The organism is Mucilaginibacter sp. P4_C11, assembly GCF_056402115.1.
This window is the reverse complement of sequence record NZ_JBFUIA010000015.1, coordinates 150529-173237: the sequence shown is the minus strand read 5'-3', so window position 1 is coordinate 173237 and position 22709 is coordinate 150529. Positions and strand designations below refer to the sequence as shown.

Genomic DNA, 22709 nt, shown 5'->3' with positions numbered 1-22709 from the left:
GCATAGAAAAGAGTTTATTCTATGGTACTTGTTCCTCAAGAATAAACAAAATGGCAATAGGTTTTCTTAGCCATATTTGAACTCTACCATGAATAAAAAAAGCCGGACTTTCGTCCGGCCATGGTATCGTTCGCAAATATTATTGCTGGCAGGTTGCACCTCTGCAGAGCCTGGGTACTCTTATATCTGCATTTGCTATATACTGCTTTTTTTAACTAATTCCACCAACTATTTTTGGCATCATTACCTCATTAAAAACAACAAAGCCTTACGAGTTTAACACCGCAAGGCTTTGTTATTTGCATCAGATTTTTAGATATATTGAAATCTCCCAAATCAAAAAATCATCTGCACATCTGAAATTTTGCATATTTGCACATCTAATTTCACACCTTCTTAATGGCATCCATCAGCACGGGAATTTTGGGCACCTTATCATAAGCCTGGGCAAGTTTTCCGTTTTTATCATAAATGGCAATGTACGGTGTGGTTTGCACGTGGTAATAGCGTTGCACTACGTAAGTATACCCTTCGGTACCTATAATAATATTGTGATACTTAGCCAAATCAAAATCGCGCTGAAATACCTGTATGGCCTTTAGCTGGTTCACAAAAGTGATCATTACAATTTGTACCCCTTTTAGCTTATCCAGTTCGGGTTTTAAATCATACATCAGGTGCTGGCAGTGGCTGCAATCCGGCGAGAAATAAATCACCATCACCGGCCTGTTCTTTTTCAGGTCGGCAGGCGTTACGTAAACGCTGTCGGTAGTTAATATGTGGTATGGTGCAATTTTGCTATTGGCAGGCATGGTTTGCGCCTGGCTGCAGCCGGCCGCCACAATAAGGCAAAGCAACAAACATATTCTTTTCATTATGTTGATATAAATTTTCATTAAAGCATAGTTACGATATTTTTAGCTTTCCAGCAATTCTATCTGCCAGGCTATATCTTCTTCGGTTACCGGGAATAACGCATTTTCGCGTATTGTATGATACACGGCATCAAATAAACCATTATAATTACCTTTGTCTGACGGAACCCATTCTACTGTTTTCTCATTATCAAGTCCCATCAACACCAGTTTACCCTCGCTACCTTCGGGTTCAACACCAAAACCTGCTGCATCGGGCATTATTCCGGCGTCAAGTTGTGCCTCCTGTACATCGGTACGCAACTTTACAAAACTTCCCAATGTGCCATGTACAACAAAGCCCGGCAAATGTTCGGCAATCAACAGGCCCGACGTTAGATAAACGTTTAATTGATTGGGATAGCTTAGGTGAATGTGAAAATAATCATCTACCTGCGATCCGGGCCGGTGTATGGCCGTTGTTTTTACGTAACTCAACGGCCGGCCAAAAATACTAATGGCGTTGTCAACCAGGTGTGCCCCCAAATCGTAAGTTAAGCCATTACCGGGCGTGTCTTTAGTCTCTTTGAATTGTTTTACACCGATAGGCATACGATACCTGTCGAGCCTGAAATGTACCTCTATCAGCTCGCCCAGGCGACCACTTTCAATCACCTTTTTTACGGAGATGAAACCACTATCATACCTGCGGTTGTGGTAAATCATTACTTTTAAATCAAGCTGCCTGCCCAAATCAAATAGCGCCTTCACTTCGGCCGAAGTAACCGCTGCCGGTTTTTCTATCAGCACATGTTTGCCAGCATTTAATGCACGCGTGGCATAGTCAAAGTGGGTGTTGTTTGGCGTATTAACAATAATCAACTCAAGTTCGTCATCATTTAGCAGTTCATCTACAGTATTGTAGCTAACTACATCAGGATATACTTTACCCGCCTTTTTTTCATGGCGTTCTACAACTGCTTTAAATGTAAAGCCAGGATTGGTTGATAAAAACGGCGCATGAAAAATACGGCCCGACATACCATAGGCCATAAGCCCGGTTACTATTGGTTTTGTTGACATTGATATTTATTTGCCTTTAGTTATAGGGTAAAAATAAGATTATTTGTGAGACGTTTATTTAAGATTGACAAAGTTGGTGTTCAATGACATAAATAAAGAAAACTCGTTTACCTACAAATCAACAGTTTCGCCAATAGCCGGCAACTTTAAATTTAACCCGGCTTTGATGAATTTTTCTCTTACCTCGTCTTTATCAATTTTAATAACATCAAAAGAATCGTAATGAATACCTATGATGTTTTTACAGTTAATAAAACCTGCAGCTTTAATAGCATCGTCGGCGCCCATGGTGTAGTTATCGCCGATGGGGAAGTAAGCCCAGTCAAGGTTTTCATCTTCCAGCAGCTTCATATCGTAAGTAAGTGCTGTATCACCCGCAAAATAGATTTTTTTACCGTCGATGGTTAACAAAAAACCTGCGGGGTTGCCACCTGCGGCGCCATCAGGCATAGTGCTGGAGTGCACGGCGTTCACCATTTTAACCCGGCCAAAATCAAAGTTAAAACCACCGCCTATATTCATGCCATGTACGTTGTCAATACCTTTGCCGTTAAGCCAGTTGGCAATTTCGGCGATGCAGATAACTTTGGCGCCACTGTTTTTTTGCACCTCTATCAGGTCGGCAACATGATCGCCATGTCCGTGTGATACCAGGATATAATCTGGTTTCAGGCTTTGCAAATCAACATCCTTGGCCAATGGGTTGTATGTTATAAATGGGTCGAACAAAAGTTTGGTGCCGGTACTCAATTCTATCCCGACAGTTGATTGTCCGTAAAAGGTAGTTTTCATTTTTATTAGTTTTGAGTTTTAAGTGATGAGTGTTGAGTTAAATAATGAGTCGGCAGTTTGAGTTAATGAGAAAAAACTTAAAACTCAGAATTCAAGGCTCAGAACTATTTTCCAAACAAGTTTCCTAAACCCGGCATTCCGCCAAACATATCTTTGGTCATGGCAGCCATTTCGGCCTGGCTTACGTTATCGGCTTGTTCCATGGCTTTGTTAAAAGCTACAACCAATAACTCTTCCAGTTCTTCCTTGTCGGCATCAGCCAAAAAATCGGGGTTGATATTGATTGATTTTACCACTTTGTTGGCATTGGCCGTTACCACAATTTTGCCGCCCTCGGCGCTGCCTGTTACCGTAATAGCATCGAGGCGTTTTTTCGATTCGCCAGCCTTTTGCTGGGCTTCCATTATTTTATCAAACATAACTTTATAGATGTGCAGATTTCAGATGTGCAAATATGCAGATGAACAATTATTTAAATGTTATTGATACCTGATTTTTACAATTTTTAAAACAAGATACTCAAAAAGCGATTCCTACCAATGACCAATGACCAATGACCAATGACCAATGACCAATGACCAATGACCAATGACCAATGACCAATGACCTAATCATCACTCGTATCACCATTACCGTTGTACGCGCTTTTACGTACAATAGGCATGCCGGCGGCTTTAAACAGGTCATCAAGTTTTAGCAGGCTGCCATTGGCTAAGTTTGATAACAAAACAATAGTGATATCGTTTTTCATATCGCGCAGGTAAATGTGCCTGAAACCATGCCACCAGCCGGTATGGTAAATAACCTGCTGGCCTGGTGCCGTAAAGGTGCGCCAGCCGTAACCATAGCTAAAGTGGCCGTGCAGCATTGGATTACGCGGCACGTAGGCCGAATCGAGCGTGGCTTGTTTCAGCAATATACCGGCACGCAGCGCCCTGTCAAACAGGAAAAGATCTTTAACGGTACTATATATACCTTTATCGCCTACCGGGCCATCTAAAAAGTTTTGCGCTACCGAGTACTTCCACTGGCCACGGTCATGCCCAACTACGTGTACCGGTATTTTATCATAAACCGCTTTGGAGTAAACCGCAGTGTGCAGCATACTGGCCGGCTTAAATACATTATCTTTCATAAACTGGGCATATGATACGCCGCTCACTTTTTCGATAATAGAGCCCAGCACCATGAAGTTTGAATTATTGTACAAAAAGCGCTTGTTGGGTACATTGAATGGATGCGGTTTGTAATCGGCAATCATTTTCATTGCATCCATATTAGTAAGGCCTTTCCTTTGATTCAGATGCTGGCTTCGGTATATATCGTCAATAAAATACACATAATTCATCATACCCGAGCGGTGCGCAAGCAGCAAACGAATGGTAACCCCATCGTACGGAAAATCAGGAAAAAACTTTTTTACATCATCATCCAGTTTTAGCTTGCCACGTTCCATCAGCATCAAAATGGCTGTTGAGGTCATGGTTTTGGTAACCGAGGCCAGTTCAAACTGCGAGCCTATTTGCAGGCTGTCGCGGTGCAGGTAGTCGGCCCAGCCAATAGCATTTTCGTAAATGATTTTTCCTTTTTTGGCTACCAGCACATTGCCGTTAAATGCACGGGTACGGTGCAACTCCTGCATCACCGCATCTATTTTTTTATCGGCGTTTTTGGGGTTGTAGGCCAGCAAGGTAACCGTATCCAGTGGTTTGGCGGTGGCAGGGCCGGCGGCGCTTTGCGCTTTATCTTTATTTTTTGACGAACAGGCTGTTAAAATCAGCAGTAAGGACGCGAACGAAAGGGTACTCTTGTACAATAACTTCATAGATCAGAATCTCACACTTAAAACGAATGCGAAAATTAGAAATTATACAGCAGGTTAACATTAAAGTTTTTATTTTTTTCGTTTACTTCATACTCTTTGTATGTTTAATGTATGAATATTGTTAAAAAACTCAGTCTGTTGATGTCCGTTTTACTATTTTCGGTTGCTGTTCAGGCCCAGGATACCGATGTTGCGGGGTTGATAAAACAAGGCATCCAGCTCAATAATCAGCATGATTATGCCGGTGCTATCGAAAAATATAAACTGGCTTTAACAACCGAACCTGATAATGCACGGGCCAATTATCAGATAGCATTCAGCTTGAATGCATCGGGTAAGGGTACCGACGGAATCCCCTACCTGGTTAAAGTAACCAAAGCCAACTCCAATTTTACCGGCCCGGCATTTGAACTGTTAGGTGGTATTTATGACAGCAGCCACCAACCCCAACAAGCCATTGATGCTTATAAAGAAGGCCTGAAAATAAAGCCCGACTACCAGCCTTTGTATTTTAACCTTGGCATAGCCTATTTCCGCGCCAAAAAATTTGCCGAAGCCGAGCAGGCGGCCATAGAAGCCATAAAACTCGACCCCAAACATGCCAACAGCCAGCGGCTGTTCGGCCTGGTAACTTTCCACCAAAATAAAAGGGCAGCAGCGCTGATGGGCTTTTGCAGCTATTTACTCCTGGAACCCGAAGGCCCGCGCAGCGATGAGGCCTATACCAATATGCAAAGCATTTTAAAAGGCGGCACGCTTAAAACAGAGGACGCCAAAGCGGAGGCATCAACCATAGCCTTGAACAGGGCCTTGAATGCTGCCATTGCAAAAGCAAAACCAGGTTTAACCCCTGCCGATGTATTGGAAAATCAGCTAAAGTCGATTTTTGAAGCAATTGGGCAATTGGCCGAAAAGCAGGTAGGGAATGATTTTTTCAGACATAACTATGCGGATTTTTTTTACAGCCTTAGTAAAACCACCAATATGCCCGCGTTTGCAAGGCAGATGGGTTTAAGCGCAGATAAGGAAGCTAACAAACAGTGGCTGCAGCAAAATGAGGATAAGCGTAAAGCGCTGGATGCATGGGTAGCGGCGACGGAAAGAAAGTTTTGAAAATCCTTCTTTTAATTAAAACTGCTGCCTAAATTTAGGCATGAAAACCTATCACAAATTCCTGCTGATTATTTTGTTTATTGCTTACGGGCCGGTGGCTTTCGGGCAGACTAAGGACGATGCCAAAGCTTTGGTAAAAGAAGGTATTGCCCTGCACGATGCCGGCAAATACGATGAAGCTATTGCCAAATATAAAGAGGCTTTAAAAATAGATCCTGAATATTCAAGCGCCTACCACGAAATTAGTTACAGCCTTTTTAGTTCGGGCAGGGGAAAGGAGGCTATAGCTTACCTCGAAAAGCTGCTCGCTTTAGATCCAAAATCCGGTGGTGCTTATGATATGCTGGGCAGTATTTATGACGATGACAAGCAGCCCGATAAGGCTATTGAATATTATAAAAAAGGGATAGCCGTCGATCCGCAATATCAGCGGCTGCATTATAACCTGGCGATAACCTGTCTGCGTCAAAAAAAATACGCCGAATCCGAAAATTATGCGGTGGAGGCTATTAAGCTCGATCCAAAGCATGCCAGCAGCCAGCGCGCTCATGCTATGGCTACTTTTTATGAAAACAAACGCGGAGTGTCACTTTTGGCATGGTCTAGTTTTTTAATGCTTGAACCACAAACCAAAAGGTCGGCCGAGGCATACCGGTATGTTCAGTATATCATCAATTATGGTGTAAAGCAAACGGGCGAAAAAAACGTGACCATTAATATATCAACTGATGATTTAAGCGGCGCCAATTTACTGATGCCGATGGCTATAGTTAACGCCACATCGGGCAAAAAAGATCTAACTGAAACTGATTCTCTTACCCTGCAACTCAAGGCGATTTTTAGTATTGCCAATACTTTTGAAGACAAGAAAGGCGACCCTTTTTATAAGAACTTCCTGGGTGATTATTTTAAAAAACTTTCCGAGACGGATAATATGCCCGCCTTTGCCCGCCTGATTAGCCTGGGTGCAAACCAGGAAGAAAACCTGCAATGGTTTAAAGATAACAACGCCAAACTATCAGCCTTGGATGCCTGGGTAACAGCTACAAAAAGGGAGTTTTGATAATGAGGATAAGCCAACGGATGCTTTCGGTAACGCTGATTGTGCTTGCGGTATTGACCTTGTTTTTTGCCTATGGTTGGGTAAACAACATGGTGAGTTACAAATACCAGGTACAGGATTTTCAGCTTAAGGGTAATGATGCTTTTGCCGGGTTGGATGAAGAGCAAATAAGCATATTGCACACCATTGTTTTTTGTAAGATAGCTGCTATAACAAGTTTTGTACTGTTAATACTTGTTTTGATAGTGAATGAAAAAGAGCCCGCATTTAATGGCAGGGCTTATTACACAAAATAGCATAATGCCTGCACATGGTGTAAGTTTGTTTTTACACCATATGCAGGCATATTTATCACAGACCCGCTTTCCCCATCAAAAATTAGGATCAAAATTAAAGAATATCGGGTTTGATAAGCCAACCATATTACCGCTCAGGGCCACTGATCCGGGAACCTGCGGGTAGGGTGTAGGTGTGCCTTGTACTTCTACGCGGTAATAACTCCGCTCGACAGTTGTCGGCGAATCTGTAAACTCAATCATCGGCGTTTTACCCGTGGTTTTAAAGCTGCTAAAAGGATTGCCATTTTTTATGATGTTGATGGTGTACTCCCCATCGGCAGGCACTTTGCCGGTTAGCTGCACGCGGAATTTCACCGGCTTGCCTGTGGCTTTGGCATTATCGCCCATCATCATATCCATTTTACCATCCTGGTTTATATCGGCATAAAATTCAACACTTGGGGCGTACGGATTCTGGCTGATGCATACCCGCCCGTTGGTAAGGGCGTCAATAACCGCCTGCGTGGTGCGTGCCGTGGCAAATACCCAGGTGGTCGGAGTGCCCACATAGTTGGCCTTGGCCTGGTAGCTGTTTTTGGTTTCCTTATCCGGCGAATCGGGAACGCCATGGTGGGCGTCGCTGCCGCCGCGGCCGGTAAGCTTGCGGCCGGATGACAGCATGTCGTCCCAGATCATGATGGCATTGGCATTTTTCGACCAGATAGCCGAGTTCCACACCTCGATTGAATTAACTATATCGTACGAATACCCGAAATGATCTTTCCCGCTTGGGTGGTTGGCCGATAGGTGGATGCCCAACTGTTTTTTTACGGCGCCTACCACCACATCGCGCTGATCGCGCACGTCATATAGCTTTTGATGATCATAAGGCACGGCAGAGAAGGCATTACCATGGCCACGGGTTGTTGTCCACTCGGCGCTGTAAAGCAACAGTACCGAATCTGATTTAAATTCAGGGTCGGCCCAGGTGTGATGGGCTACATCGCCGTTTACATGGTTATCATGATCGGTAATGGCCACAAAATCAATCCCCGCCGATTTAGAAAAAGCGATGATTTTGGCGATGGGGTTATTGGACGATTCGGTACTATGCCGCGAGTGCACATGCAGTTCGCCCTTGAGCCAAACGCCCTTGCTCAGGCTGGCAATTGGCGGCAGCTGGCCAACTTCGGTTGCTGCCCAGGGGTTGATGTGGGGTGCCTGGGCTAATGCTGCAGTGCAGGCAAATGTGCCGATGATAAGCAGCAAAGCATTTACCAGCGTCGTTTTTTTGTAATTGTTAAAAGTCATATCAAATGATTAAAGGGTAGTATGTTTGGGCGGCAAACTACCCCACGCATATTAACTCAACGTTAGCGCCCGCAAAATGAATAAGATTGTGACAATGCTATTTTTTTTAAGGGTTATAAACTGCACTAAGTTTAACGATTTACCCGAAAGTGTTAGCAGGTGCCTGGCACCTGCTAAAATCAAACTAATTACTCAACTCTAAAATCCACATACGCATTGCAGGTATGGTAGTTTTTTCGGTTGTGTTTAGCAAGTTGCCGGTTATTACATTTTGGGCTTTGGTAAACCCTGTTGTCCTTTCAATATATTTGCCAAAATCAATTGTATTTTCCTTTTTTGCAGTGTTCATAATACACATTATCGTTTGTTTGGTATCATATCTGAAATAGACATATAGTCCGTTAACCGGTATATAGTGCATCATTTTTCCGGTTTTTAATGCTGATGAGGTTTTCCGGAAAGTGCCCAGTTTTTTAACAATATTTTGAACGGCGAGTTCATCGGCGGTAAGACCTTCGCCGGTAAATGCGTTTTTTTTATCCGTGGTCCATCCACCAGGAAAATCAGCTCTTACCAAACCATCGGGGTTGGTAAAGCCTTTTAAAAGCACTTCCGATCCGTAGTATAACTGCGGAACACCCCTGCACGTTAATAACCATTCATAGCCAATTTTCTGCTTTTCAACATCCTCGCCCACAACCGAAAAAAAACGGGGCTCATCATGGTTATCCAGCAAAAGCACATTATGGGTTGCATCTTTATTTAAAAAATCGCTGCTTAAGGTATAATACAATTTATTAACTCCATCCGTCCAATCAAATGGCTGCATCAGCGCCGGGATAATGCCAAAATACAGGCATTGAAAATCCACCGAGCCTTGCAAATTACTTTTGAAAGGTAAATTGAAATTGTTCTGATTAAAATACGATTGATTGGCAACGCCAAATACCCTTGTTTCGCCAAATAAAGTAAGCTTAGGAAATTCGTTCATTATTGCCTGGTTACACCGGTTAGCAAAATCCATGTCGTTGTAGGTATAGGTATCTATCCTTATCCCGTCGATTCCAAACTTTTGCACATACCAGATGATATTTTGGATCATATAGTTTGCCATAAATGGGTTAGAGTGATTAACATCCGGCATTTCGGCGGTAAACCAGCCATCTGTCATTTTCTTTTTATCTGATGGTGCCGCGTACGGATCAAACTGGGTTTGTTCCCTGTAATTCGTTTGGGTAAATTGGGGCCAACGGTGCATCCAGTCTTTTGCCGGAGGATCCTGCTCCAAAAAATGGTAAAGGCCGGTATGGTTGTATACCACATCCATGATCAGTTTCATCCCGTTTTTATGCAGCGTATTGCTTAATTGTGCATAAAGAGAGTCGCTTCCATAGCGGGGATCAATTTTATAATGATCGGTAATGGCATAACCGTGTTCGGTGCGGTTGGGCATGTTATTTTCCATTACCGGCGTAAGCCATAAAGCGGTTACGCCAAGGCTTTTAAAATAGTCGATATGATTTAATATACCCTGAAAGTCGCCGCCGTGTCTTAAGTACATCGAATCGCGGTTCAGCGATTGGTCCCTCATTCCGGTTATTCTGTCATTTTTTGTATCGCCATTACTAAACCGGTCTGTCAGCAGCAGATCTATAAAGTCAGCCGAAGTTACCCCCTGCGCATAGCTACTGCCGTTGCCCAGGGGGGGTGCTAATAGCGGCCATGGTAATATCGAAGAATTAACACCATCTCCAAAAACGATTTTTACCAATCCCGGCTTTGCGGCAGGGCTGATAGAGATATCAACGGCCGTATATTTTAGGTTGGGGAAATGATGAGTTTGGAGTACGGTGATACCAGGGTAATTGATTTTGATTTTTTGCTGAGATAAAGTTTTGTTTTCGCTTCTGATTAATAATTGAACATGGTTCATTTTCATGCCAACCCACCAATTGGTAGGGTAGATGTTGGTTTGCTGCCCATACAGATTTAAATATCCGAGTATGGTAATAAATAATAAGGTTAAAAGATTTTTCTTCATGATGATTTAATGAGATTATTAATTGGAAGGGCAAAGTAAATGTTGAACTGAAATACACCAATTTTTGATGCAGACAGCGGAAAAAGGAGGGCGAACGACAGTTAAGGCCGCGTAGTTTAAAAGTAAATGCGCAATACTTTTATGTTGGCCCTGCTAATTTTATTACTTTTAAAACGTGCCACGCTTAATAGCTAAAAGGAAATTGAAGAGGATAGAATTGTATACCCTGTACTGGGTTGGCTACTTATTGCTGTTTACAATTCTGCAGGGGCTTTCGGCCAGCGACTTCTTTACCGTTTTTAGAAACGAGTTCTTTAGTTTAATCCCCAAGGTTTTTTTTGTTGCCATAGTTGTAGAAACGTTGATGGCAGATTTGCTTTTTCATCAAAAACTTATCCGCTTTATAGCTGTGTATGTTTTGTTAATGGCGGTATTCGCACTGTTGTTACGATTGATAGATAATTACGTTATTCTAAAATATTTTTTGACCGCCTGGACAAAAGAGCCTCTATTGAGTATTGCCCCCTTTTTATATAATTGTATTAAGCTTCAGTTTGTGCTCACAGTACCTTTTTGCGTTAAATTATACCAGCTATTACATTCAGAAAAAGTAAAGGCTCTGCAAATTGCGGTTGAAAAAGGTCCCATTGAGCATGTGTTGATAGTTCCTGGTGATGAAGATGCCTTTCTTTCGGTTAAATGCGAACGCCGGATAGTAAAAATTAAATTTAACGATATATGCTATGTTGAAGCACAGGGCAACTACCTTGTTATTTTTACCTTAACCGCAACCTATAAAACCTACTCATCCATATCAGAACTGGAAGATAAATTGCCGGGAGTACTATTTGCAAGGGTACATCGGTCGTTTATTGTTGCTGTAAATAAGATTGAAAGTCATAACAACAGCGAGATAACTATAGGAGATAAAGAGATTCCAATTGGCAGGTCCTATATTTCTAAGGTTCGGGAGATCTTATCGTAATAGTAACATGATTGTAAAATCGACCTGATGGGGCAGTAGCGTCACTTGATAAAATAATTGAAATTAAAACAGAGCCGGCGGTCTATACGTCAACCACCGATGTTGCCCCTCCATCACAAAAAGATTACCATTTCTCCATCTCCCGCATCAGATAAAAACATAACTTTGCCCCTGCAAAATTTAACATCATGAGTTTTAGGACCGAACACGATACCATGGGCGAGGTACAGGTACCTGCCGATAAATACTGGGGAGCACAAACGGAAAGATCACGCAACAACTTTAAAATTGGTCCGGAGGCATCTATGCCCAAAGAGATCATCGACGCGTTTGCCTATCTGAAAAAAGCTGCCGCTTATACCAATACCGACTTAGGTGTACTATCTGCCGAAAAGCGCGACCTGATAGCACAGGTTTGCGACGAGATTTTGACAGGCTCGCTGGCAACAGAGTTTCCGCTGGTTATCTGGCAAACAGGCTCGGGCACACAATCAAACATGAATGTAAACGAGGTTGTGGCCAACCGCACCCACGTATTGCAAGGCAACAAACTGGGCGAAGGTAAAACGTTCATCCATCCAAATGATGATGTAAACAAATCGCAATCATCAAACGATACTTACCCAACTGCCATGCACATTGCGGCATATAAAATACTGATGGATGTAACCATTCCCGGTGTTGAAAAACTGCGCGATACCCTGCAATTAAAAGTAGAGGCTTTTAAATCGGTAGTAAAAATTGGCCGCACCCACCTGATGGATGCTACGCCGCTTACGTTAGGTCAGGAGTTTTCTGGCTATGTATCACAACTAAACCACGGCCTTAAAGCCCTGCGTAACACACTTGATCACCTGTCCGAGCTTGCCCTTGGCGGTACGGCAGTAGGTACCGGCATCAACACCCCAAAAGGTTATGATGTTAAAGTGGCCGAATACATTGCCCAATTTACCGGCCTGCCATTCATCACAGCCGAAAATAAATTTGAGGCCCTGGCCGCACACGATGCTATTGTAGAGAGCCATGGCGCGCTTAAACAAATAGCCGTATCGTTAATGAAAATAGCCAACGATATCAGGATGCTGGCCTCTGGTCCGCGTTCGGGTATTGGCGAGATCCATATTCCGGATAACGAGCCAGGCTCATCCATTATGCCCGGTAAGGTTAACCCAACCCAAAACGAAGCTGTTACCATGGTAGCAGCGCAGGTAATGGGTAACGATGTAACCATTTCTATCGGCGGCTCAAACGGTCATTACGAACTGAACGTTTTTAAACCGGTTATGGCTGCCAACTTCCTGCAGTCGGCAAGGTTAATTGGCGATGCCTGCGTGTCGTTCAATGATCATTGCGCTGTAGGTATCGAGCCAAATTATGCCGGTATCAAAAAACACCTCGAAAACTCGCTGATGCTGGTTACCGCGCTTAACCCACACATTGGTTATGAAAATGCTGCCAAAATTGCCAAAACCGCGTTAAAGGAAAACAAATCCCTGCGCGAAGCCGCTATTGGCCTGGGCCTGTTAACCAACGAGCAGTTTGACCAATGGGTTATACCCGAAAATATGATAGGTAGCTTATAAGAAGCCTCACCCCAAACCCCTCTCCTTCAGGAGAGGGGCTTTTGATTTACTGCTTTTGAATAGCAAGTTCAAATATGCCAAACCGTTTTTTTAGCTTTCAACTTCCAGCTTTTACCCCAAAACAGGCCTTTCGATTTCAGCCTTCAACTTTCAGCAAAAAAGCTTTTTTCTTCTTCGCTTTCTGCTTTCTGCTTTTCGCTTTTGGCTCATGTAGTATGAACCCTAACATGCAAAAGCCAGGATTAACTTATTTGCAGGGCGAGTGGAAGCAGGATTCGGTTCCGGCAGAGAAGCGTTTAGTTACCTATTCGCTATACCACATTAAATTTAGCTGCGATTCGTTTGTGATGAAGATAAGTACCGTAAGCAAGGTAAACTACGGCGCAGATACCTGTATGAATAAAGGCCATTGGGACGAGTACATTCGCGGCACCTATTCGCAAAAGCAGGATACCCTGCATCTTAAAGGCGAATTTTGCAACGCCAACCTGAGTTATAAGGACGAGAAAACCTGTTTCCGGTGGGGCGATTACGAGGAGTTTTTTAAAGTAAAACAACCTAAAGATTCGCTCATTCAATTTACAAGCACATCAAGCGTAATCCCTATACAGGCGCGTTTGGTTAAACGAGCAAGCTGCATCCCAAAACCACTATAATGAAAACATCAATCTTTAAAAAACTCTTTTTTTTTGTAGCCATTTGCTACATCCCGGTGCAAAGCATGGCATGGGGTACCAATGGCCACCGCATTTGCGGCCAGATAGCCGATAGCTATTTAACGCCCAAGGCACGCAAAGCCATACAGGCCATTTTAGGCGACGAATCGATAGCGATTACCAGCAACTGGGCCGATTTTATTAAATCCGATCCCGCGTATGGCTACCTGTACAACTGGCATTTTATCGATCTGGATAAGGCTTATACCTACCCCGAATTACAAACCTATTTAAAGGCCGACACAGCTACAGATGCCTATACCAAAATGAATTTTTTGATAGCCGGCCTTAAAAATAAAAGCACAACCAAAGCCAACAAACTGCTTTACCTGCGCATGCTGATTCATATTGTTGAGGATGTGCACCAGCCATTTCACACCGGCCACACCAGCGACAAAGGCGGTAACGACTTTAAAGTACAATGGTTTGGCAAGGACAGCAACCTGCACTCGGTTTGGGATAGCCAGCTGATAGATAACCAGCAATTGAGCTATACTGAATATGCCACCTGGATAAACCACAGCACCCCCGCCCAGCGCGTAGCCCTGCAAAAAGACCCCATAAGCCAATGGCTGTTTGAAAGCAACCAACTGGCCGAAAAGTTTTACGCCGACATTAAACCAGGCGATAACCTTACTTACAAATACAACTTTAACCACATAGCCACCCTGAACCAACAACTCCTTAAAGCCGGCATCCGCCTGGCCGGTGTGTTGAATCAGTTGTTTGGTTGATTTTGGAGGCGAAAGGTAAAAGGTTAAAGGCAAAAGGTTAGGCAGCCCGATCCAAAAAACCTTTCGCCTTTTACCTTTCACCCTTTACCTTAAAGAGAATGAAAATACTAATGGTATGCCTCGGTAACATCTGCCGTTCGCCGCTGGTCGAGGGGATAATGCAGCACCTGAGCGATGAGCAGGATTTGGGCTGGCAGGTAGATTCGGCAGGTACCGGTAACTGGCACGTAGGCGAGGGACCCGACAGGCGGTCGACCCGCGCGGCCCGAAACCACGGCATTGATATCAGCAACCAAATTTGCCGCCTGTTCAGGCAAAGCGATTTTGACGAGTTTGATCATATCTTCGTGATGGATAAATATAACCTCAGCGACATCCTGAACATGGCCCGTAACGATGAACATGCGCAAAAAGTAAAGCTCCTTTTAGGCGATAAAATTGTACCCGACCCATACCACGACGATACCCAGTTTGAGCCGGTGTTTGAATTGATAGAAGGTGGCTGTAAGGATATTATAAGGGAGTTGACGGGGAAAAATTAAGGCATCGTTGCTGATTATTAATTCGTTTTTCCAAATTTTTTGACTGCCGACTTCTGACTTTTGACTTTCGACTTATCCCATGGCGATGCCTTCTGCCCGGGCTCTTTGCTCATACTGCACAGGCCTTAGCCACATTGGCCGGTATCCGCGTCGATCCCTATCGCGTTTGTCTGAACCTGAATTTTTAGAATTAAAGAATAAACAGAATTTAGCTGTACATCGTCTCGTCGTTTATCTGTTCGTAATTTTTCGAATTCACGAAACTTAACAGCGGCTTTTCCCTATTATTTAGTTTTCGTGTTCCCCAATGTGTCAGCAGAACAGCTTCGGGTGAAAACGGTCAAAACAATGCGGGGCCGTGCGGCTGCAGGGCATAGGAAGTTTTTGCACGTGTGTGGGTCTATGTGGGTGAGGGCAAAATAATTCCAGCCCAGGTTTTGGCCGTTTTGCCGGGCAAAGGCCTTGAGCGCAAAGAAGCATTTCTGCTGACTTGATTTATTCGCTTATTATTTGTTTTTTTTTGGTGCTCATTATCTCGCTATGCTCGGTCTTGGTTACTTTGTATCAAGACAAAGTAACAAGCCCTCCCGCGGCGAATGAGCGGGCCGATGTCAATTATTACAAAAAAATCTCGTTGTACTCCCTAAAGCAATGTAGTAATTAAATCGCGCCTTTTCTCACCCTAAAAAACGGCAAATCCTCTCCATACCAAAAAGCCTCACCAAAACGTTGCATGCCGGCTTTTAACAAAACCTTTTGTGAAGCCGCGTTTTGGGGATGGGTAACGGCTGCAATTTCAGTCAATCCAACTTTATTGAAACCGTAGTCAATTAAAGCTTTTGAAAGTTCAGTGGCAATGCCTTGTCCCCAGTATTTGAAATGCAGGCGGTAGCCCAATTCAATTTTATCACCTTCCGATTCGCTGGGTTTTAGCATGCATACGCCAATGAAATCATTATCGGCTACGTTGAAAATTCCCCAGCGGCCCAGGCCGGTTTTGTTTTTGTAATCCTTTAGGGTATCCTTAAACACCTGCTTGCTTTCGGCCGGGGTGCGCTTCTTTACGTATTGCGTAAGGCGTTCGTCCTCGTCCATAACAAGGGATAAGGCTTCGTCGGTAGCAGTAAATTCGCGGATCAGCAAGCGGGGTGTTTGTGTGATAATGTTCATGGCCTTCAAAAATATGGTAATTGGGCATTGGTTGGCATTGCGGATGGTAAAAAGAGTGTCATATAAAGGATGCAGATCGTTTGACTGAATATTCGATCAGGTATTGCACAGGTTTAAGGGTTGACGATCCGGCGTCTTCAAGGGCCGGTGCCCTGTATAGTATCCATATATTCAAACTGGGTTAACATAACTTAACACTTTTTAGAAATATTATATAATAAATACTTGATAATCAATTGTTTGTACTTTTTTCATGGTTAACACAAAATCTGTTGTTTTCCCTGATTAAACGCATTCAAAAGTTGTTGCCAGCAGTTGAAAATTCAATGGCATTCAAAAGGATATTTTTGTGTTTTTGTGGGCAGCCTGTAACCGCGTGCCTACATCCAACTTTGCAAAACGTATAATTTGCTTTTTTGTACATTTGCCGCATGGCATCCATCAAACCATCCGTACCAAAAGGCACCCGCGATTTTTCACCTGTTGAAATGGTGAAGCGTAACTACATTTTCGATACTATTAAAAGCGTGTTCCGTAAATACGGCTATCAGCAGATAGAAACCCCGACGATGGAAAACTCATCAACGCTGCTGGGCAAATATGGTGAGGAAGGCGATAAACTGATTTTTAAAGTATTGAATAGCGGCGATTATCTGGCCAAAGTAAATCCCGAAAAGCTGGCGGTGCTTAACTCGAATGCTGTGGCCGCAGATATTTCTGAAAAAGCCCTCCGCTACGATTTAACCGTGCCCTTCGCACGTTACGTAGTAATGCACCAGAACGAGATTACCTTCCCGTTCAAACGCTTCCAGGTTCAACCCGTTTGGCGTGCCGACAGGCCGCAACGTGGCCGCTATCGCGAATTTTACCAGTGCGATGCTGATGTGGTTGGCTCGGATTCTTTGCTGAACGAGGCAGAGTTTATACTGATATATGACGAAGCTTTAGGCAAATTAGGACTTAAAGATTTTACCATCAAGATCAACAACCGCAAAATCCTGACCGGAATAGCCCAGATCATTGATAAGGCCGACAACATTATCGACCTTACCGTTGCCATCGACAAGCTGGACAAAATAGGCCTGGATGGTGTAACCAAAGAATTGATAGACCGTGGCTTTACCGAGGCCGACATTGAAAAAATAAAACCGGTTATTTTGCTGGAGGGTTCAAACACCCAAAAGCTACAAAGCCTGCGCGAGGCACTGGCCCAGTCAGAGATGGGCCTTAAAGGTTGCGACGAGATAGAAATTGTTTTTAAATACATTGAAAGCTGCCCGCTGCAAACCGCAACACTTGAACTGGATATAACCCTTGCCCGTGGCCTAAATTATTACACAGGGGCCATATTTGAGGTAAAAACAAACGAGGCAGCCATGGGCAGCATCGGCGGCGGCGGCCGGTACGATGACCTTACCGGTATGTTTGGCCTCAAAGGCCTTACCGGCGTAGGTATCTCCTTTGGTGCCGACAGAATTTATGATGTCTTGGAAGAGCTAAATCTTTTCCCAACCGCGGCCAACCAAAGCACCCAGGTGCTGATATGTAACTTTGATAAGGAGGGCGAAACCTACGCATTGCCATTATTGCAGCAATTGCGTCGCCAAAATGTTAACACGGAACTTTACCCGGCCGGCGCCAAAATCAAGAAACAGCTGGATTATGCCAATAATAAAAATATCCCCTACACTGTAGTTATCGGTGGCGATGAAATGCAAAGCGGTTTATTAACTTTCAAAGATATGGCCAGCGGTGTGCAGGAGAAATTAACTGCGGAAGAGATTGTTAGCAGGATGGCGAGGTAAATAACTACTGTCTGCATTCCTTACGGGTTTGGATAATGGCATTCCTTCCAGGCTTTTTATGCTCAGTAGTAAAATTCGCGGCTTCTGAACGGGTTGATATTCAAAAATAAAACACTGTCATCCTAAGTAACCTTTATTTGTGCACAATGATCGCGTTGCAAATGATGTTTTTTTTAATTGATAATCAGTAAGTTACAAATGTATCAATGGCAGCCTGTCGAAGGGTCGCACGGAGAGGCCTTTGCCCACTATGCTTCGACGGGGCTCAGCATGACAGCCTATTTTATGATGTCATCCCTCCTTCAGAATTGCTCGGATTTTAATACTCAGGATGACAGGAAAATAGAATATATCATGGATGACGTGTTTCCGGTATCCTACTTGCTGATCTATATGCAAATTTGGGCAGTATGTCTGCTGTCCTGCGGGATCCTGAAATAATCTGGATGATATTTTTGACGTTGCCCTGAAAAATTTATTTAAAGGTGTAGCCTACGCTAATGCCGCCGGCTGCAATAATGCCCTCGTCGTAAAATATAGGTACAAACCCTATTCGCAGGTTGATGCCCCGTTCCTGGGGTTGGTAGCGGTAGCCTATTGTTGCGGTGCCAATAAAGCCTGTAACCCTGTCGAAAATGAAGGTTTTGCCATTGCTGTTACCGTGCGAGTTTAAAAAGGTAGTACCGCCGCCGAGTTCAATCAGGCTGTTACCTTTTCCAAACAGGTAATTGATTTGTATCGGTACCGAAAAAACGTTATTGCCATCGGTAGCAAAGTAACCGGCACCAACTCTAAAGCCCAGGCCGTTGCGCCTGTGGCCAAAGCGCATATCGTAATTTACTGTTAGTGCCAGGCCAGGCCCGCCAACCTCAAAAAAAGCGGTTTGGGCACGGTCGCCTTCCGGTTCAGAACTGGTTGAATCAACCTTGGTGGTATCTATAACAATCTTTTTGGTGCCTGTTGGATGCGATTTTTTAACAGTATCCGTCATATTAGGCTCAACAATTTGTGCTGATGCCCCAAGCCCGGACAATAGGAGCAGAGTCAGAATTATTCCGTTAAGAGTAAAAAATTTCTTCATTCTTTAGGTAAGTAGAATTAATATACAATTCATGTTGTATTACGCTTACGGGCAATAAAAGGTTTCAAAAATGATTGTTTGCCGGTTTAGGCAGTGGTGTTGGTTTGATTATCAGTTAAATAAATCACGATTAAAATAAACATCAGCCGGGCCTATTTAATTGATTTTAACAATGTATAGCTTATACAAACAAAAAAAGACGCCATATCAGGCGCCTTTTTTTGTAATTTTTGTTTTAATTTAAAACCGGCTTGCTTTCTTCCTTAATCGTAAGGTCAAGCGGTTCGGTTACTTTTTCTTCCAGTAACGCAAGCTTAATCACATCGCGCATATCGGTTACATAATGAAAATTTAAATCTTTTATATAATCTTCTTTAATTTCCAGGATATCTTTCTGGTTTGATTTACAAAGGATGATCTCTTTAATATTAGCGCGCTTTGCCGCCAGTATTTTTTCCCTGATGCCGCCAACGGCCAAAACTCGGCCGCGTAAGGTTATCTCGCCTGTCATGGCCAGGTTGGGTTTTACTTTACGTTGCGTAAACGCCGAAACCAGGGCTGTAAGCATCGTTATACCTGCCGATGGGCCATCCTTAGGCGTAGCACCTGCCGGCACGTGCACATGCACATCCCAAAGGTCAAAAAGTTTTGGGTTGATGTCAAAATAACCGGCATGTGCCCTTAAATATGCCAGGGCAATAGTTACCGATTCTTTCATCACATCGCCCAGGCTGCCGGTAAGCGTTAAACGGCCTTTACCGGGACTTAAGCTTGCTTCGATGAACAGAATGTCGCCGCCTACCGATGTCCAGGCCAGGCCTGTTACAACGCCGGCTACATCGTTGCCTTCGTAAAGGTCTTTGTCAAATATTGGCGCGCCCAATATTTTTTCGATGTCTTTTTTATTTACTGCGGGACTGTAAGGCTCTTCCAGGGCGATGTTTTTGGCAATACCACGCACTACCGAACCAATCTTTTTCTCCAGCGCACGTACGCCCGATTCACGGGTATAATCAACAATGATTTTTTCGAGGATATCGCTTTTAAGGGCAATGTCTTTTAATTTTAAGCCATGGGCCTCGCGTTGTTTGGGTACAAGGTGTTGTTTTGCAATTTCTATTTTTTCTTCAATGGTGTAACCGTTCACTTCAATAATCTCCATCCTGTCTAATAGCGCAGGCTGGATACTGCTCAGGGAGTTGGCAGTTGCAATGAACATTACATTTGAAAGATCGAAGTCCATCTCTACATAGTGGTCATAAAAAGTGCTGTTCTGTTCGGGGTCAAGCACCTCCAATAAAGCCGAAGATGGGTCTCCGCGAAAATCGTTTCCTACTTTATCAATCTCGTCTAAAATAAAAACAGGATTTGCTGCGCCTGCTTTTTTTACCGATTGGATAATGCGGCCCGGCATGGCGCCAATATAAGTTTTACGGTGACCACGAATCTCGGCTTCGTCGCGGATACCACCCAAAGCCATGCGCACATATTTGCGGCCTAAAGCTTTGGCGATAGATTTACCCAACGAGGTTTTACCAACTCCGGGAGGGCCAACCAGGCAAAGGATAGGCGCTTTCATATCGCGCTTTAACTTAAGCACGGCCAGGTATTCAATAATGCGTTGTTTAACCTTATCCAGTCCAAAATGATCTTTATCCAAAACCTTTTGGGCGCGTTTCAGGTCGAAGTTATCTTTGGTAAACTCGTTCCATGGTAAATCGAGCAACAACTCCAGGTAGTTGATCTGTACCGAGTAATCTGCCGCGGCAGGGTTGGTACGGGCAAGTTTTTCCAGCTCTTTGGTAAAATGGTCTTTAACCTCTTTTGCCCATTTCTTTTTAAGGGCACGCTGGCGTAAACTGTCTATCTCTAAATCAGGGGAATTACCGCCCAACTCTTCCTGTATGGTTTTAAGCTGTTGATTTAAAAAATAATCGCGTTGCTGCTTATCCAAATCAACACGTACCTTGCTTTGAATCTGGTTTTTTAACTCCAACATCTGCAAATCAAGTGTAAGGTGTTCCAGTACCAGGTTAATCCTTTCGCGCAAACTGGCAACCTCCAGCAGGCGTTGCTTGGCCGCCATATCGGCATTCATGTTTGATGATATAAAGTTGATCAAAAATGAAGTGCTTTCAATATTACGGATAGCAATGCCGGCTTCGCTGGGGATATTAGGCGATAGCTGGATAATATTCATGGCCATGTCTTTTATAGACGATACCATGGCTTTAAACTCTTTGTCCTCTTTTATTTTGGTTTCGTGAAAAGGCTCAACGGTTGCTTTAATATAAGGTTCTGACTGAACCTCATCCTTTAAAACAAAACGTTTTTTACCCTGCAGAATAACGGTGGTGTTACCATCGGGCATTTGCAGCATTTTGATGATGAGCGCAATGGTACCTACTTTGTTTAACTGGCTAAAATTGGGGTCTTCAATACCCACATCCTGTTGCGCAACCACCCCAATCATCCGGTTGCCTTTATTGGCATCACGAATAAGTTTGATTGATTTGTCGCGGCCAACGGTTATCGGGATTACAACCCCCGGGAACAGCACCGTATTGCGCAGCGGCAAAATAGCCAGTATATCAGGCAATTGCTCGTTGTTCATTTCCTCCTCGTCTTCGGTAGACATTAAAGGAAAAAACTCAGAGTCTTCGTTTATAACCGGTAAAGCGTTTTTAAAATCGAATGGATCGAAACTCATTAATATATTTTTTGTGTAGAAAATAACGTCATGTTGTCAGCCCATAAAATTGCAGGGCTTGTAATATACAGGTAATTGATGGTTAAAACCTGTGCTGCATTATGTTTCAAGAGCTGTGCCAAGTTATGTTAATAACAAATAACAATTGATTTGGTGCTGTAATGTTTTGATTATGTGGTAATTGTAAATTTAACACCAATTTTTTAAATAAACATGATTTTGTTGTTAAAGATGAAAAAAAGTCATAGTATCGCTTTCCCGATTGAGCTGCCCGATGTAATTATTTTTAATAAATTTAATTTTGGCATAATAATTCGAGGTAATGTTAGTTAATGATATACAATTTGTTCACCATTAATCCGTTGATGAGGCTTTCAGTCATTTTACCGTTCCTGCTACTGTCAACCATTGAAACTACATTGGCGCAGAGTGCTTATGTAAAAATGGGGCAGCAAGCTGTTATGGACGGCGATTTCAGATCGGCAGTTGCACACCTTGAAAAAGCCTGCATTACCGATTCGACCAATGCTAATGCCTTGTGGATGTTGGGCTATTCTTACTATCACAGCGATAACTACAAAAAATCAATAGCAGCCTATACCCGCGTAATTGCCATAAAACCGGCTGATGCTACTGCTTACTATTACAGGGCCCGCGCAAAAAGCTATTTGGGTAAAGATAACCAGACTAAGGATGCCGATAAAGAGCTATATTTATTGGGAGCGATTGTCGACCTTACCAAAGCCATATCTATCAACGATGATCCGGGTGATAGTAAATACTACCAAAACAGGGGTATAGCCTACCGCGATTATGGTATGTTCAAGCTTCAAACAAATTCCCGCTTTTATGACAGAAGCCGCGGTATAAATTCATTAAAAGCTTCTGTTGCCGATCTGGAAAAGATATTGAATGCCAACCCCGGCCGAAATGATATCGCCGCACTCATTGATCAGTCTAAAGAAAAACTGACCCAGGCAAGCTTAACCGCGGCTACCAAGCATTAAAATTGGTGTATAAGCT

The 22709-nt window shown here is 43.4% G+C and carries 20 protein-coding genes; 10 read left to right on the top strand and 10 right to left on the bottom strand.

The window, feature by feature from the left end; all coding sequences use genetic code 11:
- Window positions 1-386: 386 nt before the first annotated feature.
- The 5 genes from AC1DU2_RS15815 to AC1DU2_RS15795 all read right to left on the bottom strand — a co-directional run bounded on the left by AC1DU2_RS15815 (window position 387) and on the right by AC1DU2_RS15795 (window position 4554).
- Window positions 387-875: a TlpA family protein disulfide reductase gene (locus AC1DU2_RS15815; protein WP_477359218.1), complete on the bottom strand. Its 489-nt coding sequence runs from the start codon at window positions 873-875 to the stop codon at window positions 387-389.
- A 42-nt stretch (window positions 876-917) separates the two neighbouring features.
- A complete protein-coding gene (locus AC1DU2_RS15810; protein ID WP_477385255.1) occupies window positions 918-1937 on the bottom strand; it encodes a Gfo/Idh/MocA family oxidoreductase in 1020 nt (339 codons plus the stop codon).
- 111 nt (window positions 1938-2048) lie between these two features.
- Window positions 2049-2729, bottom strand: a complete 681-nt coding sequence (locus AC1DU2_RS15805; RefSeq protein ID WP_477359224.1) for a metal-dependent hydrolase — start codon at window positions 2727-2729, stop codon at window positions 2049-2051.
- A 104-nt stretch (window positions 2730-2833) separates the two neighbouring features.
- Entirely contained in the window at window positions 2834-3148 is a 315-nt protein-coding gene (locus AC1DU2_RS15800; RefSeq protein WP_147052802.1) for a YbaB/EbfC family nucleoid-associated protein, read from the bottom strand.
- Window positions 3149-3336: 188 nt separating this feature from the next.
- A complete protein-coding gene (locus tag AC1DU2_RS15795; RefSeq protein WP_477385254.1) occupies window positions 3337-4554 on the bottom strand; it encodes a serine hydrolase domain-containing protein in 1218 nt (405 codons plus the stop codon).
- Between the two features lie 141 nt (window positions 4555-4695).
- On the opposite strand from AC1DU2_RS15795, the gene AC1DU2_RS15790 reads away from it, so the two are divergent.
- From AC1DU2_RS15790 to AC1DU2_RS15780, 3 genes are read left to right on the top strand one after another with little or no spacing between them, the layout of a single operon-like run.
- Window positions 4696-5667: a tetratricopeptide repeat protein gene (locus tag AC1DU2_RS15790; protein WP_477385253.1), complete on the top strand. Its 972-nt coding sequence runs from the start codon at window positions 4696-4698 to the stop codon at window positions 5665-5667.
- Between the two features lie 40 nt (window positions 5668-5707).
- Window positions 5708-6730, top strand: coding sequence for a tetratricopeptide repeat protein (locus AC1DU2_RS15785; protein ID WP_477385252.1), 1023 nt, complete (start codon window positions 5708-5710; stop codon window positions 6728-6730).
- A gap of 2 nt (window positions 6731-6732) precedes the next feature.
- Window positions 6733-7026 carry a hypothetical protein gene (locus AC1DU2_RS15780; protein WP_477359236.1) on the top strand — a complete coding sequence of 98 codons (294 nt, stop codon included), beginning with the start codon at window positions 6733-6735 and terminating at the stop codon, window positions 7024-7026.
- Window positions 7027-7101: 75 nt separating this feature from the next.
- Here the strand turns inward: AC1DU2_RS15780 and AC1DU2_RS15775 are convergent, their stop codons facing one another.
- On the bottom strand, window positions 7102-8319 hold the full coding sequence (locus AC1DU2_RS15775; protein ID WP_477385251.1) for a CehA/McbA family metallohydrolase: 1218 nt from the start codon (window positions 8317-8319) through the stop codon (window positions 7102-7104).
- 184 nt (window positions 8320-8503) lie between these two features.
- The gene (locus AC1DU2_RS15770; RefSeq protein WP_477385250.1) at window positions 8504-10360 is read right to left on the bottom strand and encodes an alpha-amylase family glycosyl hydrolase; all 1857 of its coding nucleotides are present in this window, start codon (window positions 10358-10360) and stop codon (window positions 8504-8506) included.
- A gap of 202 nt (window positions 10361-10562) precedes the next feature.
- Between AC1DU2_RS15770 and AC1DU2_RS15765 the strand changes: the two genes are divergently transcribed.
- The 5 genes from AC1DU2_RS15765 to AC1DU2_RS15745 all read left to right on the top strand — a co-directional run bounded on the left by AC1DU2_RS15765 (window position 10563) and on the right by AC1DU2_RS15745 (window position 14920).
- Complete coding sequence (locus tag AC1DU2_RS15765; protein ID WP_477385249.1) at window positions 10563-11345, top strand: LytR/AlgR family response regulator transcription factor; 783 nt, start codon at window positions 10563-10565, stop codon at window positions 11343-11345.
- Window positions 11346-11533: 188 nt separating this feature from the next.
- Window positions 11534-12928 (top strand): class II fumarate hydratase, encoded by a 1395-nt coding sequence (fumC, locus tag AC1DU2_RS15760; protein ID WP_477385248.1) that lies wholly within the window; start codon window positions 11534-11536, stop codon window positions 12926-12928.
- A gap of 227 nt (window positions 12929-13155) precedes the next feature.
- On the top strand, window positions 13156-13584 hold the full coding sequence (locus tag AC1DU2_RS15755) for a hypothetical protein (protein ID WP_477385247.1): 429 nt from the start codon (window positions 13156-13158) through the stop codon (window positions 13582-13584).
- Window positions 13584-14378 carry a S1/P1 nuclease gene (locus AC1DU2_RS15750; protein WP_477385246.1) on the top strand — a complete coding sequence of 265 codons (795 nt, stop codon included), beginning with the start codon at window positions 13584-13586 and terminating at the stop codon, window positions 14376-14378. The genes AC1DU2_RS15755 and AC1DU2_RS15750 overlap by 1 nt, the downstream gene beginning before the upstream one ends.
- 98 nt (window positions 14379-14476) lie before the next feature.
- Window positions 14477-14920, top strand: a complete 444-nt coding sequence (locus tag AC1DU2_RS15745; RefSeq protein WP_477385245.1) for a low molecular weight protein-tyrosine-phosphatase — start codon at window positions 14477-14479, stop codon at window positions 14918-14920.
- Window positions 14921-15580: 660 nt separating this feature from the next.
- On the opposite strand, the gene AC1DU2_RS15740 is transcribed toward AC1DU2_RS15745, so the two are convergent.
- Entirely contained in the window at window positions 15581-16090 is a 510-nt protein-coding gene (locus tag AC1DU2_RS15740; RefSeq protein ID WP_477385244.1) for a GNAT family N-acetyltransferase, read from the bottom strand.
- A 431-nt stretch (window positions 16091-16521) separates the two neighbouring features.
- Between AC1DU2_RS15740 and hisS the strand changes: the two genes are divergently transcribed.
- Window positions 16522-17895, top strand: coding sequence for a histidine--tRNA ligase (gene hisS / locus AC1DU2_RS15735; protein WP_477385243.1), 1374 nt, complete (start codon window positions 16522-16524; stop codon window positions 17893-17895).
- Between the two features lie 475 nt (window positions 17896-18370).
- Here the strand turns inward: hisS and AC1DU2_RS15730 are convergent, their stop codons facing one another.
- Both AC1DU2_RS15730 and lon read right to left on the bottom strand, forming a co-directional pair.
- A complete protein-coding gene (locus tag AC1DU2_RS15730; protein WP_477359268.1) occupies window positions 18371-18976 on the bottom strand; it encodes a hypothetical protein in 606 nt (201 codons plus the stop codon).
- Window positions 18977-19211: 235 nt separating this feature from the next.
- The gene (gene lon / locus AC1DU2_RS15725) at window positions 19212-21686 is read right to left on the bottom strand and encodes an endopeptidase La (protein ID WP_477385242.1); all 2475 of its coding nucleotides are present in this window, start codon (window positions 21684-21686) and stop codon (window positions 19212-19214) included.
- Between the two features lie 365 nt (window positions 21687-22051).
- On the opposite strand from lon, the gene AC1DU2_RS15720 reads away from it, so the two are divergent.
- Window positions 22052-22693: a tetratricopeptide repeat protein gene (locus AC1DU2_RS15720; protein WP_477359274.1), complete on the top strand. Its 642-nt coding sequence runs from the start codon at window positions 22052-22054 to the stop codon at window positions 22691-22693.
- Window positions 22694-22709: the final 16 nt, after the last annotated feature.

Coding starts and splice junctions, on each gene's coding strand:
- AC1DU2_RS15805 (WP_477359224.1), bottom strand. CDS start 2,729: ATGAAAACTACCTTTTACGGACAATCAACTGTCGGGATAGAATTGAGT.
- AC1DU2_RS15785 (WP_477385252.1), top strand. CDS start 5,708: ATGAAAACCTATCACAAATTCCTGCTGATTATTTTGTTTATTGCTTAC.
- hisS (WP_477385243.1), top strand. CDS start 16,522: ATGGCATCCATCAAACCATCCGTACCAAAAGGCACCCGCGATTTTTCA.
- AC1DU2_RS15800 (WP_147052802.1), bottom strand. CDS start 3,148: ATGTTTGATAAAATAATGGAAGCCCAGCAAAAGGCTGGCGAATCGAAA.
- lon (WP_477385242.1), bottom strand. CDS start 21,686: ATGAGTTTCGATCCATTCGATTTTAAAAACGCTTTACCGGTTATAAAC.
- AC1DU2_RS15790 (WP_477385253.1), top strand. CDS start 4,696: ATGTCCGTTTTACTATTTTCGGTTGCTGTTCAGGCCCAGGATACCGAT.
- AC1DU2_RS15730 (WP_477359268.1), bottom strand. CDS start 18,976: ATGAAGAAATTTTTTACTCTTAACGGAATAATTCTGACTCTGCTCCTA.
- AC1DU2_RS15780 (WP_477359236.1), top strand. CDS start 6,733: ATGAGGATAAGCCAACGGATGCTTTCGGTAACGCTGATTGTGCTTGCG.
- AC1DU2_RS15720 (WP_477359274.1), top strand. CDS start 22,052: ATGAGGCTTTCAGTCATTTTACCGTTCCTGCTACTGTCAACCATTGAA.
- AC1DU2_RS15775 (WP_477385251.1), bottom strand. CDS start 8,319: ATGACTTTTAACAATTACAAAAAAACGACGCTGGTAAATGCTTTGCTG.
- AC1DU2_RS15745 (WP_477385245.1), top strand. CDS start 14,477: ATGAAAATACTAATGGTATGCCTCGGTAACATCTGCCGTTCGCCGCTG.
- AC1DU2_RS15755 (WP_477385247.1), top strand. CDS start 13,156: ATGCAAAAGCCAGGATTAACTTATTTGCAGGGCGAGTGGAAGCAGGAT.
- AC1DU2_RS15810 (WP_477385255.1), bottom strand. CDS start 1,937: ATGTCAACAAAACCAATAGTAACCGGGCTTATGGCCTATGGTATGTCG.
- AC1DU2_RS15815 (WP_477359218.1), bottom strand. CDS start 875: ATGAAAAGAATATGTTTGTTGCTTTGCCTTATTGTGGCGGCCGGCTGC.
- AC1DU2_RS15795 (WP_477385254.1), bottom strand. CDS start 4,554: ATGAAGTTATTGTACAAGAGTACCCTTTCGTTCGCGTCCTTACTGCTG.
- AC1DU2_RS15750 (WP_477385246.1), top strand. CDS start 13,584: ATGAAAACATCAATCTTTAAAAAACTCTTTTTTTTTGTAGCCATTTGC.
- AC1DU2_RS15770 (WP_477385250.1), bottom strand. CDS start 10,360: ATGAAGAAAAATCTTTTAACCTTATTATTTATTACCATACTCGGATAT.
- AC1DU2_RS15740 (WP_477385244.1), bottom strand. CDS start 16,090: ATGAACATTATCACACAAACACCCCGCTTGCTGATCCGCGAATTTACT.
- fumC (WP_477385248.1), top strand. CDS start 11,534: ATGAGTTTTAGGACCGAACACGATACCATGGGCGAGGTACAGGTACCT.